A 17,273-nucleotide genomic window follows, 5' to 3' on the forward strand; every position below is an offset into this window, starting at 1 on the left:
GAAATCGATAGCTTTTATTCCGCTGGGGAATAGGTGGCGTTCAGCGCGGCGGCGGGGCCCGGCCCGAGGATAGCGGCAAAATACTCGACGAATGCGCGCGCCTTGGCGCTGGCCAGACGGCCGGTGGGAAATACCGCCCACAAATCCATCATCGGCAGGTGCCAGTCGTCGAGCACCGTAATCACTTCGCCGCGCGCCTGCTCCGGGGCGAACATCCAAAGCGATGCCATGGCCAGGCCAACGCCCGAACGCACCAGGGTGCGAATACCCTCTGCGGCCGAGACCTGTATCCGTCCCTGGGCATTAATGGTGCGCGTCTCTTCGCCACGGGTAAAAACCCATCGCGCGCCGCCGCCCCGGCTTTGGGTGTAGACCACCGCCTGGTGGCCGAGGAGATCCTCCGGTTTCAGGGGCATGCCGCAGCGGGCAAAATACGCCGGCGTGCCGACAATCTGCAGCGGCGCCGAGCTGAGCTTGCGCGCAATCAGGCTGGAGTCGCTGAGCGCGCCCAGGCGCAGCGCCACGTCGATCCCCTCGGCAATCAGGTCGATATTGCGGTCATCAAGCACGACGTCGACGTGCAGTTCGGGATGACGGGACAAAAAAAGACCGAGGTGCGGCAAGACATTCATCCGGGCAAAGGTCACCGGCGCGCAGATCCGCAACCGGCCGGTCAAACCATGGCCCGCGCCGCGCGCCGACGCATCGGCGTCATTGATGTCGTCGATGGCCCGTTTGGCGCGCTGGTAATACTCTTCGCCCGCCGCGGTGGGGGTCAGGCCGCGGGTCGAGCGCAACAGCAGCCTGACGCCGAGCCGCTCCTCCAGTTGCGCGATGGTCTTGGATACCGCCGGCTGGCCGATGGCAAGCCGGCGGGCGGCGGCGGAAAAAGAGCCGGTTTCCACGACATAGACCAAAGCTTCCATCGCCGCTAATCGATCCACGCTATTCCTCCGGGGAATGGGATATCACTGCCCGCAGTTTACCCGTCTTAAGCCGTAATCCGCCAGTGCCGGGTGAGGTGCGCCCCGGGGGCATCGCTAATCAATTTGGGGGTGCTGAACCGCCAGCGCCTGCCGTTTGATTTCCAGCTCCTTGATTTGACTATCGATATCCTCGATACGTTGCTCGATATTATCGTATTGTTCCTGCAACAGTTCCTTGGCTTCCGTTTTGTCCGAGGCCGCCGGCGCGGCGCCCTTCAGGGGCAGGTTGGCGGTTTCTTTCATATACAGCCCCGTCAGCAGGCCGATAACGGCGACCAGCATCAGGTAATAGGCGGGCATATACAGATTCCGCGTCTCCTCGACAATCCAGGCGATAAGCGTAGGCGTCAGGCCCGCCACCAGAATCGAGATATTGAACGAAATGGCCAGCGCGCTATAGCGGATATGCGTCGGGAACATGGCCGGCAAGGTAGAGGCCATCACGCCGGTAAACGCGTTCAGCAATACCGCCAGGATCAAGAGTCCCAGGAAAATTAGCCCGATAATCCCGCTGTTGATCATGATAAAGCAGGGAATAGCGCAAATAAACAACCCGATGCTGCCGCCAATCACAAAAGGTTTGCGTCCATACCTATCGCTCATCAGGCCGATAAGGGGTTGCACAAACAGCATGCCCACCATAATGGCGATAATAATCAGTACGCCGCGGTTTTCCGAATAATGCAGGCTATGGGACAGATAGCTCGGCATATAGGTCAGCAGCATGTAATAGGTGACATTCGTGGCAATAACCAGGCCTACGCAGCTCAGCAGGCTTTCCCATTGGGTGGTGGCTATCTCGCGAAAGGACACCTTGGGCGGCGCCTGGAGGGTGGTTTTGGCGTCTTTATCGATGCTATCGATATGCTGCTGAAAGGTGGGCGTCTCCTCCAGGGCATTACGCAGATAGATGCCGATAAGCCCCAGTGGCGCGGCCAGGTAAAACGGAATCCGCCAGCCCCAACTGATAAAATTGTCTTCTCCCACCATGCTGGAAATAAACACCACGCAACCCGCCCCCAACACGAAGCCGGCAATGGAGCCGAAATCAAGCCAACTGCCGAGGAAACCACGCTTCCTATCGGGAGAATATTCGGCGACAAAGATGGCTGCGCCGGAATATTCGCCGCCTACCGAGAACCCCTGCGCCAGTTTGGCCGTCAGCAATAGGATCGGCGCCCAGATGCCAATCGAGGCGTAAGAAGGGATAAGACCGATACAAAACGTACTGGCCGACATAATAATGATGGTTACCGACAGCACTTTCTGCCGTCCAAACTTATCGCCCAGCCCGCCAAAAAACAGGCCGCCCAGGGGCCTGACCAAAAACGGCACCGAAAAGGTCGCCAGCGCCGCGATCATCTGCACGCCGGCATTGGCGCCGGGAAAGAATACCTGTCCCAGCGCGTAGGCGACAAAACCATATACGCCAAAATCGAACCATTCCATGGCGTTGCCCAGCGCGGCCGCGGTAATGGCCTTTTTGAGCTTCACGTCGTCGATGATCGTGATGTCTTGTATTCGCATGGGTTTCATGCGTTTTTTTCTTAATAGCATTGCTCGGTTCCTCGGTCCATAAGCGCTCTCCCGACAGCCTGGACAGTCACTATGCCATGATGCCGGTAGGACTAAATTCGCGAGGAGTATAGTGTTAAATGACCAGATTGGCAGAATATATCGTACATTTCGTCAGTTTAGCGGCCAGGTTGGCGCCAATGGCGGCATTTTTGGTGTTTTATTCCGCAGGTTTGGTCCGCCGGACCGCCCCGCCGCCGGGTTGCCGCAATGGGGCGGAGAACCGGCGGCCGTGCCGGCCTTTATCGACGGGCCGCTGTGCCGATCGCCGCGTCATGTAAATCAAGGCGTTGCCAAAAATTCTGCTCGCCGTTGCCCCCGGACAGGGGGTAGCCGTCCGCCAGGGCGGTTTTTACCAGCAACGCGCGTCGCTGCGCGCTAGAAAGGCCAGGCAGCGGCGCTTCCAGCAGCACCTCCGCGCCCGCGGGCACGCTGACGGGCCTGGCGGCGGTTTTCTGCGCCGGCAGGCCGTAGGTCATGGTATAGCGATAAAACGCCGTCATGGCGCTATCGCGATAGGGGTCGCTCCCGGCGTCGCTTTGGGCGCAAGCCGCCAGCGCCATGCCGCATTCTTTTTCCAGCGCGCCGCGCAGTTGGCTTTTGGCCTGCTCGAACAGCGCGCGGTATGGCGCGTCATTCAGGAAATGCGCCACGTTGCGCTCGGCAACCATCCGCGAACCAATGATATCCAATGGATAATGTACGCCCAGCACGATACGGGAATAGCCGTAACGGGCGCCGCGATCGAGAAGCGGCACAAACCGCTCGGGCAGCATCTCCGCCAGCAGCAGGGCATCGGTATAACCGGTATTGGTATGGCCGCTGGGAAAAGCGCCGGCGGTGGCGGTATAAGGATGGCCGTCTTTTACCACGCTGTCGTCCGGCACCAGATGGATTTGATTGGCCGGACGTAAAAAGGGCCGGTCATAATTAAAATGATCCTTGGCGGCCGAGGTACTGATTTCCGAGTTTTTGATTAATGCGGCGGCCTTGGCGATTTCGCCTTTTTCATAGGCGTCGAGAAAGGCTTTGCCCAGGCGCGGGCCCAACGCGTCGGCGAGGAAAAACAGGTAATTCTGCCCTTCGGCGTCCACCAGCGCCTGCCGGCGCGGTCCCTGGGTGGCGTCGCGGTTAATCTGGGTGACCGTGGCCAGGCTTTGCGCCTGTACCGCCGGCGATAACCGCGTGAATTCCTCCAGCAGCGCGATGTCGGCCTGCTGGTTCTGCTTGACGGCAAAATCATAACCGCTGGCGGCCAGCCACTGCTTATCCGCTTGTTTTGGCGTTTGTTTGGCTTTGTCCAATTGGGACCGGGCCAGCGTGGCGGCGCCGCCTTGCAGGGCCTGGCGCAAGTCCTGCTGGATACGCTGCTCAAGGGCGACAAATTGCGGATCCTGGCTGGCCGGCGTGGTGGCGTCGACGATGACGACGATGCGGCGCGGATCCAGGGTCGTGGACTGCGCCAGGGCCGGGCCGATAAATAATATCGCCGTGGAGGCGATAACCAGGGAAGTGAGAGAGCGCATGGCGAATCCTTCTGTTTTATTTCGTGGGGGAAAAGCAATTAACATCACGAAATAAAACTAGGCCGGATTTATGACAGTTTAATGTCAGCGGGGCACTGGCGATAAAAGGCGGTTTGCCGCCATGGCGCGGGCATCAGTTCAACCCGGCCGCGGCCGCGATATTATCCACCGAGGCCGGGCAGCGCGCCGTTGGCCGCATCCCGCTGCCTTTGCCGCAGCCGGCGTGCCAATTCGTCCGCGCGCATCAGTTCCAGCGCGCCGTTGGCCGCATCCCGCTGCCTTTGCCGCAGCCGGCGTGCCAATTCGTCCGCGCGCATCAATTCCAGCGCGCCGGTGGGACAGGCTTCGACACAGGCCGGTCCCCGCGCCCGCCCGCTGCAGATATCGCATTTGTGCGCCGTGGCCCGATACGACGCCGGCCGGGTCGCGGTCGCGGCCACGGAGACGGCGCTAACGGAAATCATGCCGTAGGGGCAGGCCAGCGCGCAGGATTTGCAGCCGACGCATAACGACTGCAGCACCTGGACGCTATTGTCGAGATAACGAATGGCGCCGGTGGGGCAGGCGTTGGCGCAAGGGGCGTTTTCGCACTGGCGGCAAAGCACCGGCGTGGTGATGCGGGAGGTTTTGACCACCTTGAGGCGCGGCGCAAAATTCTGCGGACTGATGCCGCGTTCACCGCCGTGCGCCGTGGCGCAGGCGATCTCGCAGGTGCGGCAGCCGATGCACTGGCTGCTGTCGGCGATAATAAACTGGTTCATCGTTCGCTCCCGCCGCCCTTAGCGCACATGCAAATAACAGCTGATGCTTTCGGCGGCCTTGCGCCCTTCGGCGATGGCGGTCACGATCAGATCGGCGCCGCGCACGATGTCGCCGCCGGCAAAAATCTTGGCATTGCTGGTCTGGTAGGGATAGCCGGAGACCGTGGGCGCCACGACCCGTCCCTGCTTATCCAGCACCACGTTATGATCCGCCAGCCAGTTCATGCGGTGCGGCTTGAACCCAAACGCCATGATCACCGCGTCGGCGGCGATCAAATGCTCGGAGCCGGCCACCGGCACCGCCTGGCGCCGGCCATTTTCATCCGGTTCGCCCATGGCGGTGGTTACCATGGTGACGCCGGTAACCCGGCCCGCCCCGTCGACTTCAATGCGCAGCGGCTGCTGGTTGAACATAAATTCCGCCCCTTCCTCACGGGCGTTTTTTACCTCGCGCTTAGAGCCGGGCATATTTTTTTCATCCCGGCGATAGGCGCAGATCACCTGGCGCGCGTCGTGGCGCAGCGACGTCCGCACGCAGTCCATGGCGGTATCGCCGCCGCCCAGCACCAGCACGGTTTTACCCTCCAGGCTGATATAGGTATGCTCGTCGGTATCGGGATATCCCATCAGGTGGCGGGTATTGGCGATCAGGAAAGGCAGGGCGTCGAGCACGCCTTCGGCCTGCTCGTTGTCAAGCCCGGAACGCATCGACTGATACGTGCCGACGCCCAGGAACAGCGCATCGAACTCGCTTAACAGTTGCTCCATGGTGATATCCCGGCCAATTTCCGTATTGAGCCGGAATTCGACGCCCATGGCGCTGAAAATCTCGCGCCGGCGGCTCATAACGCTTTTTTCCAGCTTAAAGGCCGGGATGCCGAACGTCAGCAGCCCGCCGATTTCCGGGTACCGGTCGAATACCACCGGCGTAATGCCGTTGCGTACCAGGATATCGGCGCAGCCAAGGCCGGCCGGTCCGGCGCCGATGACCGCCACCCGTTTGCCGCTGGGTATCACCTGCGACATATCCGGCCGCCAGCCCATAGTGAACGCCGTTTCGGTAATATAACGCTCGATATGGCCGATGGTCACCGCTCCCTGGCGGTCGTTTAAGGTACAGGACTGCTCGCACAGGCGATCCTGTGGACAGACGCGGCCGCAGACTTCAGGCAGGCTGCTGGTTTTGTGGCTCAGTTCGGCCGCTTCCAGGATCCGTCCCTGATGGGCCAGCTTAATCCACTGTGGAATCGCGTTATGCAGCGGGCAGGTCCACTGGCAAATGGTGCGTTCGCCGCAGTTAAGGCAGCGCTCGGACTGTTCGCCAATCTGCGTTTCGTTAAACGGCTGGTAGATTTCGGCGAAACTGGTTTTGCGCTGTTCAAGCGGGATTTTGGCCGCTTCCAGCCTGGGCGTGCGCGGCATATCAAGCAGGTTAACCCTGGGATGCCGGCTGCGCGCCTGGCTTGCGGGCGGCGAGCTGACCGGGCGTGCGCCGGCCAGCAGGTAGCTGGCGGGATCTTTTAACGCGGCGGCGAAGCGCTTTTGCTGCTGACGCACGGCGATCTCCTGCTCATCCACCAATGTCAGTGCCTGTGTCGGGCAGGCGCCGACACAGGCGGGCGTGTAATTTTCCGCCGCGCACAAATCGCATTTTTGCGCCTCGGTTCTTTCATAGGCCTCGGCCAGACGCTGGCTGGCGGGCTGTACGGTCTCGGTCACCACCGTCATCATGCCGAACGGGCAGGCGATAACGCAGCTTTTGCAGCCGATGCATTTTTCCTGCAATACCTGGATGGAATCATGGCTGCGCACTATGGCGTCGTTGGGACAGGCGCTGGCGCAGGGGGCGTCTTCGCAATGATGGCAGGAAACCGCGATACTGGCTTTTGTGCCCTTGATGACCCTAAGCCGCGGCGTAAAGTATTCGCGTTTGCTGGGGAACTGGCCGCCATGATGGGCAACAACACAGGCCACTTCGCAACTGCGGCAGCCGATACAGGTTTCTGACTCTGCCACGATAAATCGGTTCATACGTCTTTCCTGCCGCGGTAGGCCCCACGGCGCAGCGTTATAGGTATTTTGCCCGTGCCGGTACGGGCGTGCCGCCAAAATAATAGCCCTATCTTTATAATGGTTACTGTTTCTTTAATGCAATCTTTTTTCTCGGCGAAAGGCGAAAGTTCGCTGCTTTTGCTACCTGGATGCAGCCGTTTTGTGCAGGTCGTGAAATAAACCGGCGGTCGTTGGGGTAAATGCCCAAGGCGGGAGGGCGCGGATTTTCAGGTATCGCCCGGTCGGCAAAAGATGCTTTTTTGGGCAAATGTCTGGAAATTTAGGCATCGCCACCATGATCGCCCGGGGACATTTCGTTATACTTGTTAATTATTTGTTCACCGGGCGGGTCCCGGTACAGCCGCCCTTTGCCGTGAGTATGATGTCGATGCCTGGTTCTTCACCTCAGCAGGCCGCCAGCGGATGGCGTCTTAATCTGAATATTCTCTCCATCGTTGTCTTCAACTTCGTGAATTATTTATCCATTGGCCTGCCGCTGGCGGTATTGCCCGGTTATGTGCATAACCATATGGGCTACAGTGCGTTTTGGGCCGGCCTGGTGATCAGCCTGCAATATCTCGCTACCCTTCTGAGCCGTCCCTGGGCCGGGCGTTATGCCGACCGGGTCGGGCCGAAACGCATCGTGGTGCTGGGCTTGTTCGGCTGCCTGCTGAGCGGGGTATTTTACCTGTTGTCATTGCTGGGCGACGCCCTGCCGGTCGCGGCGTTAATCCTGTTATGCGCCGGACGGGTGATACTGGGCATCGGGCAAAGTTTTGTCGGCACCGGCGCCACCCTGTGGGGGGTGGGCGCGGTCGGCTCGCTGCATATCGGCCGGGTGATCTCCTGGAACGGCGTGGCAAGCTACGGCGCCCTGGCCGTAGGCGCGCCGCTGGGGGTATGGTTGTACTATCTGGGCGGCTTGGGATTAATGGCGGCGGCGATCATTGTGGTTTGCGCCATGGCGATTATGGCGGCGGTGCGCAAACCGCCGGTGAAGACCGCCACCGGTAAGCAGATTCCCTTTAGCGCGGTGGTGGGGCTTATCTGGCGTTACGGGCTGGTGCTGGCGTTCGCGTCCTGCGGGTTTGGCGTGATCGCCACCTTCATTACCCTGTTTTATGGCGATAAAGGCTGGGACGGCGCCGCTTTCGCCCTGACGCTGTTCAGCGTTGCGTTTGTCGGCACCCGGCTATTTTTTCCCAACAGTATTAACCGCTATGGCGGATTACGGGTTTCCATGGCCTGTTTTAGCGTGGAAACCGCCGGCCTGCTGCTGGTGTGGCTCTCAGGCTCGCCCTGGATGGCGGAGGTGGGCGCGTTCCTGACGGGCGCCGGTTTCTCGTTGGTTTTCCCTGCGCTGGGGGTGGTGGCGATGAAGGAAGTGCCGCCGCAGAACCAGGGCAGCGCGCTGGCCACCTTTACCGCGTTTATGGATTTATCGCTGGGTATCGTCGGACCGCTGGCGGGCGTGTTGATGGCCCATGCAGGCGTTTCGTCGATTTATCTTTCAGCCGCCCTGCTGGTGCTGCTGGCACTGTTGATGACGCTGTCGCTCAGGCGGCGGGTGCTGCGCAACCACGCGTCCGGCCAGGCGCGTTAGAGCCGGCCCGCGGGGGCCGGACGGTTTATTTTACCACCAGGGTATTGAGGATAGACTCAGCCGCGGTTTGCGCCGTTTGCTGGTTTTCGGCGGGGAGGGTGATTTGCATGGTCAGCAGATGATTATCCACCCGGCCGATGACCACCGACGAATAGGCCGGTTTGCCGCCGCTGGAGACGATGCTGTCCAGCTGCTGAAACGTTTGGCCATTGACGGTAACGGCTTTATTGGTGACGACCTGCAGGTCCGGGTCGCGCGAGCGCTGCTGATCTTCCAGCCGCTGGGCCAGTACATCCAGCCCTTCGGTGGTATTATCGCCGAGGATGACGATCACCGCCTTGTGGCCCGTTTCATCGGCATAGACGTGCATATTATTGGCCTGGGTGCCCACCTTGCCGCTCTGATCGCTCATATCCCCGGGCAGGGCGAAGGTGAGCTTGCCGTCAAGCAGGCTGACTTTGGTTTGTGCCTGGCTATGCGCCGCGCCGTTGTCGACCGTGGCGTTGCGATCGTTTTTATTGTCACAGGCCGCCAGCCCGAAAACCAGTAAACCGATGCCGAGATACTTCGCTGCTTTCTGCATAAATTTCCTTAATGACTCCATTTATTCAGCCGTTCAGCTGTTTATAATCCGATGCGCTTGGGAAAGGCAACCAACTGATTGTCATAACTTTTTCTCAAGCCAAACCTGATTTTCCCCTTCATCATCCTGCGTTCCGTTCCGCGTCGGCAGGTAATGATTTGATATAAGAAACAATAGCATCCCCTGGAAGCTGCTGCGCGTATTTACGTTAATGGTGTGATATCCCTGCGCTTTTGCCCATGTTTCCTGCGCGGCCAGCAGCGCCCGCGCCACTCCCTGACGGCGGAAATCGGGCAAAACGCCCGCCAGCCACAGGTGAAATTCGCCGGCATTAAGGGCATATCCCGCAATAAAGCCTACGGGGCGGCCGTTGATCTCGGCGATAAGCAATTGATGCGGCCGGTGCTGCAGCCGCATTTCGATATCCATCAGGGAGTGGTGCGCATTCAGCTCCGGCAACTGAGCATACAATAGATGGATCTCTTTCGCGCTGGCGGTACGGTGGTTAATTATCATGGCAATCTCCCAAAAGCGAGTAAGCCAAGAATAACGCAATATGGAGGTTAACTCAGTTGGAGAAATCCGTTATTGCCCGGCCGTGCCATCCGTTTAAGCAGCATATTCAGCAAGATACCGTACATCGGCAGAAAAAACACCATGCTTATCAGTAGCTTGAAGCTATAATCCACCAAGGCGATCTCCACCCAATGCGCGGCCATAAACGGATCAGTGCTTTTATAAAACGCGATAAAAAAGAACGCCAGCGTATCGCTGATATTCCCAAGCAGCGTGGAGGCCGTCGGCGCCACCCACCACGGAAAACCGCGGCGCAGCCGGTTAAAGACATGGACATCCAGGATCTGGCCCAGGGCGTAGGCCATAAAACTGGCGCAGGCGATGCGGGCGACAAACAGATTAAGCTGCGCGAGCACGGCCATACCCTGCCATTCCCCCTGGTAAAACAGCGATGAAACGATATAGGAGATCACCAGCGCCGGCACCATTACAGCCAGGATAATCCTGCGGGCCAGCGGCGCGCCGAATATCCGTACCGTCAGGTCGGTTGCCAGGAAGATAAAAGGAAAAGTAAAGGCGCCCCAGGTGGTTTTGAAGCCGAAAACAGCAATCGGCAACTGCACCAGATAATTGCTTGAGGTGATAATGATAATGTGGAACAGCGCCAGCCAGAGCAGCGCATGCAGCCGCTGGCGCGGGGTAAATTTGAACATATATGGCCTTTTTTTGATAAATGGGGTGAGGGAACCCAGAACAAGAGATGCGCCGTTCAGCTATTAATTAACCACTTATGGGCGCGGCGCGCATAATACCTGCTTGTATTTAAAATGCAACCGTTGAGTTTATCATCAAATTCAGCCAAGCTTGCACAGACTCACGAACGCTGGAAATGTTATGTCTGACTGCTTTGCCGATGCCGACCTCACCCTTGATGCCCAGGGCCTGCGCTGCCCTGAGCCGGTTATGATGGTGCGTAAAACCGTCCGCCAGATGCAAACCGGCCAAACGCTGCTGGTCATCGCCGACGATCCGGCCACAACCCGCGACATTCCCGGCTTCTGCCGGTACATGGAACATGCCCTGCTGGCGCAGTCGACCGGGGAATTACCCTACCGTTATCTGTTGCGCAAAGGCTAATCAAAAATACAGGGACCGCACAATCAAGAAGTGGCCGGCGAAATAACTGGCCGCAATCACCGCTTTCGCCGCCCCGAAAGGGTAACGGAAATGGCTGATAAGCCACAGCACGGTGGTCAGCAGCAGCAGGCTCGCGCCCGCCAGCAGTGAAAAACTGTGATCGGTGCTGCGGGCAAAGTACTGTTCACCGGCGATCCATACCATCAGCAGGGTCATGCCGATATACGTACAAATCGCCCAGCGCAGCTCCGCCAGGCGCGACCACAGCACGGCTATCAGCGCCGCGCCGATAATCAGCAGCACCACGGGCAGCGGCCAGAAGACGGTAAAGGTCATCTGGCTGGCGAACCCTATGGTATACAGCAGGTACGATAAGAAATAGGCGCCGATAACGTACATCATGCGTTCATTGGTCAGCAGCAGCAGCGCATCGCCCACCATGGTCGCCACCAGGCCGAGGATAATCAGGTAACCGGCGACGGTCAGCACCGGCGCCTGCGCCGCCAGGGCCAGGAGCAGCAGCAGGGTAACCGGCTTGAATAACCAGCGTTGCCATACCGGGCCTCGATAGGTGGCGTCGACAAACAACCAACCTGAAAAAACGACAGCGATAAATGACCAGAGCATAGTGTTTTTATCCTTATGTGCAGTGAGGGGGCGTTCCCTGATGTCTCATTTGGTACGATTAGCGCAGAGAAATTATGACGATCGTAAATTCAGTGTAGGGGATCGATATGGGTTTAACCCAGATTTAGGGACTGAGTGTGTTGTTACGGCGCTTTATGCTATGTTAGCGCCAGAATTTTTCCATGCAAATGACAATTACCCAGAAATGTGGGAGATAGCCGGGTTATGAGCAGCGAACTGCCCTTATATCGGATTCAATTTATCAATAACGGCAAAAACTATCAGCTTTATGTGCGCGAACTCAGCCAAAGCCCTATGTTCGGCTTTATCGAAATCGGCGAGTTTGTGTTTTACAGCCAAAGCGCCGTGTTGGTCGACCCGTCCGAAGAAAAACTGAAAACCGAATTTGCCGGCGTCAGCCGCAGCTATATTCCGCTGCACGCGGTGATCCGTATTGATGTCGTGACGGAAAAAGGCAGCGCGCATATTTCCGATCTTGGCGATAATGTCACCACGTTCCCCTATTTTCCCGGCAAAAAACCCTCTTAAGCGCTCGTCCCGCGCGCTATTTATCCAGGCCGGCCGGCTTTTGCGCGCGTTGTTTCTTTTGCCAGGCCAGCATTTCAAATACGCCGAATAAAAACATGCGCGCCTGGAAAAGACGGCTGAGCTTGGGTTCGTCGCGGGTCAGGGTGGCTTTGAGCAGCGTGAGCTGTAACCCGTGCATAATCACCATAAAAATCATGGCGATATCGAGGAAATATTTTAACGGGCGCGGAAAGGGATGGATCAGGTTAAACACCAGGAATCCCCAGATAAGCAACATCAGTAAACGGCCCAGATTAATCCACATCATGTCGCTCCTGAAAGGGGCCATCTTGACGAATGTACAACCGGCAGGCCACCTGGCCGGCGACTTTTTCGCGGTGCAGGCGCCAGTGCGCGGGCGTCGCGACGTCGTGGTTTTCCGTTTCGGTCTCAAGATAAATCCAGGCGCCGGGCGCCAGCCAGTGATGCTGTTCCAGTAATTGCACCGTCTGGCCGATAAGCCCGCGGCGAAAAGGGGGATCGAGAAAGACCAGATCGTGCGGGGTACCCGGCTGCGCCAGCCAGCGCAGGCTGTCGGTCACGACAACCCGGCCGTTGGCGGCGCCCAGCAACTGCATGTTTTTATCCAGCTGGGCGGCCACGGATCGGTCTTGTTCCAGCAGCGTGGCGGCGCCGGCGTGACGGGACAGCGCCTCCAGGCCCAGCGCGCCGCTGCCGGCAAAACAATCCAGGCAGCGCGCGCCCTGGATCATCGGCGCCAGCCAGTTGAACAGCGTTTCCCGCACCCGGTCGGTGGTAGGGCGCAGCCCCGGGCTATCCGGCACCGGCAGTTTACGCCCGCGCCATTGACCGCCGATAATGCGGATTTGCCCGGCGGGACGCGAAGGGATTTTTTTTGCCATAGATGTCTTATTGTTCGCCAAATCAGTCAAAAAACCGGGTCAGGGTCTGTTGCCGGCTATTCTACCGGGCCGGCGACGCTTGGGGAATGTTAATTCGCTCTTGTTCGCCGACGGCGGGGAAAAGCCAACGCCAGGCGTGTTGAGCGGCCGCGAAGGTGATAAACTATCAGGTTTATCAGTCACGTTATTCATCCGCCATGATTCTTCGGCGAGGAGTGTAGTCGCAAATGGCAAAAGAGAAAAAACGCGGTTTCCTTTCCTGGTTAGGCATTAAGCGTCAGGATGACGAACCGGAACAGGAAAAACCGGTTGACCAGGATGCGCCGATCGCGGCCGAGGATGCCGCCGCGTCATCGCCCCCGGCCGGCGAGGCGGCGGCTCGCGATACGGCACGGGATATCGTCGATATCACCGAACAGGTATCGGCGCGACAAACGGAGGGCGACCACGCCGGGCGTGATGACGCGAGTCTGGCCCTTGCCGAAGATGTCCGTCCTGAAGATACGCAACCGCCGGCGCAGGACGATATCGCCGTGGCCGACGGGGATCGCGCCGGCGATGGCGAATCAGGCCTGGCCCTCGCAGAAGACGTCCGTCCCGGCGAAGGGGCGTTGGCGGCCGCGGAAGATCTCGCCTGGCGCGACGAGGATAGCGTCGGCGTTCCGGAGATCGACGGGGCCGGCGGCGTGCCCCTGACCGAGCAGCAACGCCCGACCCGGGAAGGTTTTTTCGCCCGCCTGAAGCGGGGGCTGCTCAAGACCAAACAAAACCTCGGATCCGGATTTATCGGATTGTTTACCGGTAAGAAAATAGACGATGATCTGTTTGAACAGCTTGAAGAACAATTGCTGATTGCCGACGTGGGGGTGGAAACCACCCGCAAGATTATCGCCGGCCTTATCGAGCATGCCGACCGCCGGCACCTGAAGGACGCGGACTCGCTTTACGTCAAATTAAAAGAAGAAATGGGCGCCATCCTCGCCAGGGTCGATCGGCCGCTGGACGTGGGCGGCAAGACGCCGTTTGTCATTTTGATGGTCGGCGTCAACGGCGTCGGCAAGACCACCACCATCGGTAAATTGGCGCGCCAGTACCAGGCGCAGGGCAAAACCGTGATGCTGGCGGCCGGCGACACCTTCCGCGCGGCGGCGGTGGAGCAAGCTGCAGGTCTGGGGCCAGCGTAACCGGATCCCGGTTATCGCCCAGCACACCGGCGCCGATTCCGCATCGGTCATCTTTGATGCCATCCAGGCGGCCAAGGCCCGCGGTGTTGATGTCCTTATCGCCGATACCGCCGGGCGCCTGCAGAACAAAAGCCATTTGATGGATGAACTGAAGAAAATCGTGCGGGTCATGAAAAAGCTGGACGACGACGCCCCCCATGAGGTTATGCTGACCCTGGACGCCAGCACCGGCCAGAACGCCGTCAGCCAGGCGCGGTTATTTAACGAAACGGTGCCGCTCACCGGCATTACCCTGACTAAACTGGACGGTACCGCCAAAGGCGGCGTGATCTTCGCGGTGGCCGACCAGTTCGGTATCCCGATCCGTTATATCGGCGTGGGCGAGGGCATTGAGGATTTGCGGCCGTTTAACGCCCCGGATTTTATTGAGGCGCTATTTTCACGGGATGTTACACAAGAACATTGATTGGTTGCCCAACAGGGTCCATTTTGCCCGAGAGGATTAATTAGGATGATTCGCTTTGAACAGGTCAGCAAAGCGTATCTTGGCGGACGACAGGCGCTGCAAAGCGTCAATTTTCATCTTCGTCCCGCCGAGATGGCCTTTCTGACCGGCCATTCAGGCGCGGGGAAAAGTACCCTGCTGAAACTGATATGCGGTATTGAACGGCCTAGCGCGGGTCATATATTTTTCGGCGGCCACGACATCAGTCGCCTGAAAAATGGCGAGGTGCCCTTTTTACGCCGCCAGATCGGCATGATCTTTCAGGATCATCATTTGCTGCTCGATCGCACCGTCTATGACAATGTGGCGATGCCGCTGATTATCGCCGGCGCCAGCGTCGAGGATATCAGGCGTCGCGTTTCGGCGGCCCTGGACAAGGTCGGCCTGCTGGATAAGGCGCGTAATTTCCCCATCCAGCTGTCGGGCGGCGAACAGCAGCGGGTCGGCATTGCCCGGGCGGTGGTGAATAAACCCGCGGTGCTGCTGGCGGACGAGCCTACCGGTAATCTGGATGACGCCTTGTCGGAGGAGATTTTACGCTTGTTTGAGGAATTTAACCGGGCCGGCGTGACGGTATTGATGGCCACCCATGACCTGAGCCTGATTGCCCGGCGGCGCTATCGCATCATGTCCCTTAGCCAGGGCAGGTTAGACGGGGGCCAGGATGGTGAATAAGCTTAACCGGCCCAAGGGCGCGCGCAGCGCCAAGCCGTTAAAAAACAAAAGTAAGGCGCTGCAAAGCGGCTGGCGCGAGCAATGGGGCTATGCCTGGAAAAGCGCGCTGGCGGATTTGCGCCTGCAGCCCCTGGCGACCTTATTAACTATTGCGGTAATTGCCATTTCGTTGACCTTGCCCAGCGTATGTTATCTGGTATGGAAAAATGTCAGCCAGGCGGCGGAGCAATGGTATCCCGCGCCGCAGTTGACCGTCTACCTGGACAAGGCCCTGGACGACGACGCGGCGCTTAAGGTGCTGGGAAGGCTTAAGCAGGAAGCCGGCGTGGAAAAGGTCAACTATCTGTCCCGCGAGGAGGCGATGGGGGAATTCCGTAACTGGTCGGGCTTCGGCGGCGCGCTTGATATGCTGGAGGAAAATCCGTTGCCCGCGGTGGCCATTATTACGCCTAAGCTGGATTTTCAGAGCGCCGACACCCTCAAGACCCTGCGCGACCGGGTCGCGGCGGTGCCGGGAGTGGATGAAGTCCGCATGGACGACAGCTGGTTTGCTCGCCTGGCGGCGTTAACCGGGCTGGTGGGGCAGGTTGCCGCCACCATTGGTCTGCTGATGATTATCGCGGTGTTCCTGGTTATCGGCAACAGCATCAGGCTGAGTATTTTCAGCCGCCGCGAAACCATTAATGTAATGAAACTGCTGGGCGCCACCGACGGCTTTATCCTGCGGCCGTTTCTTAACGGCGGCGCGCTGCTGGGCCTGGGGGGCGCGATTTTGTCGCTGATCCTTTCGGAAACACTGGTCTGGCGGCTGGAGTCGGTGGTGGCGAAGGTCGCCGCGGTATTCGGCACCTCCTTTGCGCTGCACGGACTGGACTGGGAAGAGACGCTGCTGCTGCTGCTGATTTCCGCCATGATAGGCTGGGTGGCCGCCTGGATGGCGACGGTGCAACATTTACGTCATTTTACACCCCAATAACGTTTTTTTGTTATAATAGGGCATCGGATGTTGCGACCGCACGAGCTGATCCCCGTAGATAATGGTTATGAACTAAAATCGCTGTGAGCTAAAAATGGCAATGAACTAAGGTGTTCATCCCCGGTCTCATTAATGGCTAGCTGATTAATGAGGCCCATCAACCGGGCGCGCCATAAGGCAGCAGCATCAGAACATATTACGAGAGGACTTGAATGATTAAAGATATGCAAGCTTTAGCCCTGATTCCCCAAGGCAGTCTGGAAGCCTATATCCGGGCAGCCAACGCCTATCCTATGCTTACAGCGGAGGAAGAGCGGTCATTGGCTGAACAGCTGCATTATCAGGGCGACCTGGAGGCGGCCAAGCGGCTAATCCTGTCACACCTGCGCTTTGTCGTTCATATTGCGCGTAATTATTCCGGCTACGGCCTGCCGCAGGCCGACCTGATCCAGGAAGGCAACATCGGGCTGATGAAGGCGGTCCGCCGCTTTAACCCCGAAGTCGGGGTGCGCCTGGTTTCCTTTGCCGTCCATTGGATCAAGGCCGAAATCCACGAATATGTATTGCGCAATTGGCGCATCGTGAAGGTGGCCACCACCAAGGCGCAGCGCAAGCTGTTCTTCAACCTGCGCAAGAGCAAGCAGCGCCTGGGGTGGTTTAACCAGGACGAAGTGGAGATGGTGGCCAAAACCCTGGGCGTGACCAGCAAGGACGTGCGGGAAATGGAATCGCGCATGGCGGCGCAGGATATGACCTTCGATCCAACGCCGGATGAAGAAGCCCGTGACGGGCAAGCGATGTCCCCCATGCTGTACCTGCAGGACAAGTCCTCCGACTTTGCCGACGGTATCGAGGAGGATAACTGGGACGATCATGCGGCGGATAAGCTCAGCGTGGCGCTGGAAGGGTTGGATGAACGCAGCCAGCACATCATCCGCGCGCGCTGGCTTGACGATGACAACAAATCCACGCTGCAGGAGCTGGCGGATAAATATGGCGTCTCGGCGGAACGCGTGCGCCAGCTGGAAAAAAACGCCATGAAAAAGATGCGTCTGGCGATAGAATCCTGACGGGTTTTTCAATCAAATCATAATTCCAAACGGCCGGTATATATAC

General features: G+C 58.6%; 17 protein-coding genes and 1 pseudogene. 7 read left to right on the forward strand and 11 right to left on the reverse strand.

The annotated features are described in order from the left end of the window. Positions 1–14: 14 nt before the first annotated feature. The 5 genes from ACL2XF_RS21805 to aegA all read right to left on the reverse strand — a co-directional run bounded on the left by ACL2XF_RS21805 (position 15) and on the right by aegA (position 6,879). Entirely contained in the window at positions 15–944 is a 930-nt protein-coding gene (locus tag ACL2XF_RS21805) for a LysR family transcriptional regulator (RefSeq protein ID WP_410013058.1), read from the reverse strand. 96 nt (positions 945–1,040) lie between these two features. Further along, positions 1,041–2,543, reverse strand: a complete 1,503-nt coding sequence (proP, locus tag ACL2XF_RS21810) for a glycine betaine/L-proline transporter ProP (RefSeq protein ID WP_413727525.1) — start codon at positions 2,541–2,543, stop codon at positions 1,041–1,043. Between the two features lie 260 nt (positions 2,544–2,803). Further along, positions 2,804–4,087, reverse strand: a complete 1,284-nt coding sequence (locus ACL2XF_RS21815; RefSeq protein ID WP_413727526.1) for an acid phosphatase — start codon at positions 4,085–4,087, stop codon at positions 2,804–2,806. A gap of 161 nt (positions 4,088–4,248) precedes the next feature. Next, positions 4,249–4,848 carry a 4Fe-4S dicluster domain-containing protein gene (locus tag ACL2XF_RS21820; RefSeq protein WP_413727527.1) on the reverse strand — a complete coding sequence of 200 codons (600 nt, stop codon included), beginning with the start codon at positions 4,846–4,848 and terminating at the stop codon, positions 4,249–4,251. Positions 4,849–4,866: 18 nt separating this feature from the next. Continuing rightward, positions 4,867–6,879 (reverse strand): formate-dependent uric acid utilization protein AegA, encoded by a 2,013-nt coding sequence (aegA, locus tag ACL2XF_RS21825; RefSeq protein WP_410013062.1) that lies wholly within the window; start codon positions 6,877–6,879, stop codon positions 4,867–4,869. 409 nt (positions 6,880–7,288) lie between these two features. Between aegA and ACL2XF_RS21830 the strand changes: the two genes are divergently transcribed. Then, positions 7,289–8,503, forward strand: a complete 1,215-nt coding sequence (locus tag ACL2XF_RS21830) for an MFS transporter (protein WP_413728844.1) — start codon at positions 7,289–7,291, stop codon at positions 8,501–8,503. A gap of 25 nt (positions 8,504–8,528) precedes the next feature. On the opposite strand, the gene ACL2XF_RS21835 is transcribed toward ACL2XF_RS21830, so the two are convergent. The 3 genes from ACL2XF_RS21835 to ACL2XF_RS21845 form a co-directional block, all read right to left on the reverse strand. After that, positions 8,529–9,086 (reverse strand): DcrB family lipoprotein, encoded by a 558-nt coding sequence (locus ACL2XF_RS21835; protein WP_410013063.1) that lies wholly within the window; start codon positions 9,084–9,086, stop codon positions 8,529–8,531. Positions 9,087–9,167: 81 nt separating this feature from the next. Beyond that, positions 9,168–9,602: a GNAT family N-acetyltransferase gene (locus ACL2XF_RS21840; RefSeq protein ID WP_410013064.1), complete on the reverse strand. Its 435-nt coding sequence runs from the start codon at positions 9,600–9,602 to the stop codon at positions 9,168–9,170. A gap of 47 nt (positions 9,603–9,649) precedes the next feature. Next, positions 9,650–10,315 carry a 7-cyano-7-deazaguanine/7-aminomethyl-7-deazaguanine transporter gene (locus ACL2XF_RS21845; protein WP_410013065.1) on the reverse strand — a complete coding sequence of 222 codons (666 nt, stop codon included), beginning with the start codon at positions 10,313–10,315 and terminating at the stop codon, positions 9,650–9,652. A gap of 181 nt (positions 10,316–10,496) precedes the next feature. On the opposite strand from ACL2XF_RS21845, the gene tusA reads away from it, so the two are divergent. After that, the gene (gene tusA / locus ACL2XF_RS21850; protein ID WP_410013066.1) at positions 10,497–10,739 is read left to right on the forward strand and encodes a sulfurtransferase TusA; all 243 of its coding nucleotides are present in this window, start codon (positions 10,497–10,499) and stop codon (positions 10,737–10,739) included. On the opposite strand, the gene ACL2XF_RS21855 is transcribed toward tusA, so the two are convergent. Further along, positions 10,740–11,366, reverse strand: coding sequence for a lysoplasmalogenase (locus ACL2XF_RS21855; RefSeq protein WP_413727528.1), 627 nt, complete (start codon positions 11,364–11,366; stop codon positions 10,740–10,742). It lies immediately after the preceding gene. A gap of 225 nt (positions 11,367–11,591) precedes the next feature. Here ACL2XF_RS21855 and ACL2XF_RS21860 point away from each other — a divergent pair, with 225 nt between their 5' ends. Beyond that, a complete protein-coding gene (locus ACL2XF_RS21860; protein WP_413727529.1) occupies positions 11,592–11,915 on the forward strand; it encodes a DUF1820 family protein in 324 nt (107 codons plus the stop codon). A gap of 16 nt (positions 11,916–11,931) precedes the next feature. Here the strand turns inward: ACL2XF_RS21860 and ACL2XF_RS21865 are convergent, their stop codons facing one another. After that, positions 11,932–12,219, reverse strand: coding sequence for a DUF1145 family protein (locus tag ACL2XF_RS21865; protein ID WP_410016695.1), 288 nt, complete (start codon positions 12,217–12,219; stop codon positions 11,932–11,934). Next, entirely contained in the window at positions 12,209–12,817 is a 609-nt protein-coding gene (gene rsmD / locus ACL2XF_RS21870) for a 16S rRNA (guanine(966)-N(2))-methyltransferase (RefSeq protein ID WP_410013069.1), read from the reverse strand. Before rsmD ends, ACL2XF_RS21865 begins: the two co-directional genes overlap by 11 nt. Before the next feature lie 227 nt (positions 12,818–13,044). Here rsmD and ftsY point away from each other — a divergent pair. The 4 genes and pseudogenes from ftsY to rpoH all read left to right on the forward strand — a co-directional run bounded on the left by ftsY (position 13,045) and on the right by rpoH (position 17,227). Further along, positions 13,045–14,467: pseudogene (gene ftsY / locus ACL2XF_RS21875) on the forward strand (signal recognition particle-docking protein FtsY). A 45-nt stretch (positions 14,468–14,512) separates the two neighbouring features. Beyond that, the gene (ftsE, locus tag ACL2XF_RS21880; protein ID WP_410013071.1) at positions 14,513–15,181 is read left to right on the forward strand and encodes a cell division ATP-binding protein FtsE; all 669 of its coding nucleotides are present in this window, start codon (positions 14,513–14,515) and stop codon (positions 15,179–15,181) included. Further along, entirely contained in the window at positions 15,171–16,157 is a 987-nt protein-coding gene (ftsX, locus tag ACL2XF_RS21885) for a permease-like cell division protein FtsX (RefSeq protein ID WP_410013072.1), read from the forward strand. Before ftsE ends, ftsX begins: the two co-directional genes overlap by 11 nt. 212 nt (positions 16,158–16,369) lie before the next feature. Further along, a complete protein-coding gene (gene rpoH / locus ACL2XF_RS21890; protein WP_410013073.1) occupies positions 16,370–17,227 on the forward strand; it encodes an RNA polymerase sigma factor RpoH in 858 nt (285 codons plus the stop codon). Positions 17,228–17,273 lie beyond the last annotated feature (46 nt).

It is taken from the genome of Sodalis sp. RH19 (assembly GCF_047324215.1).
GTDB lineage: Bacteria > Pseudomonadota > Gammaproteobacteria > Enterobacterales > Enterobacteriaceae > Acerihabitans.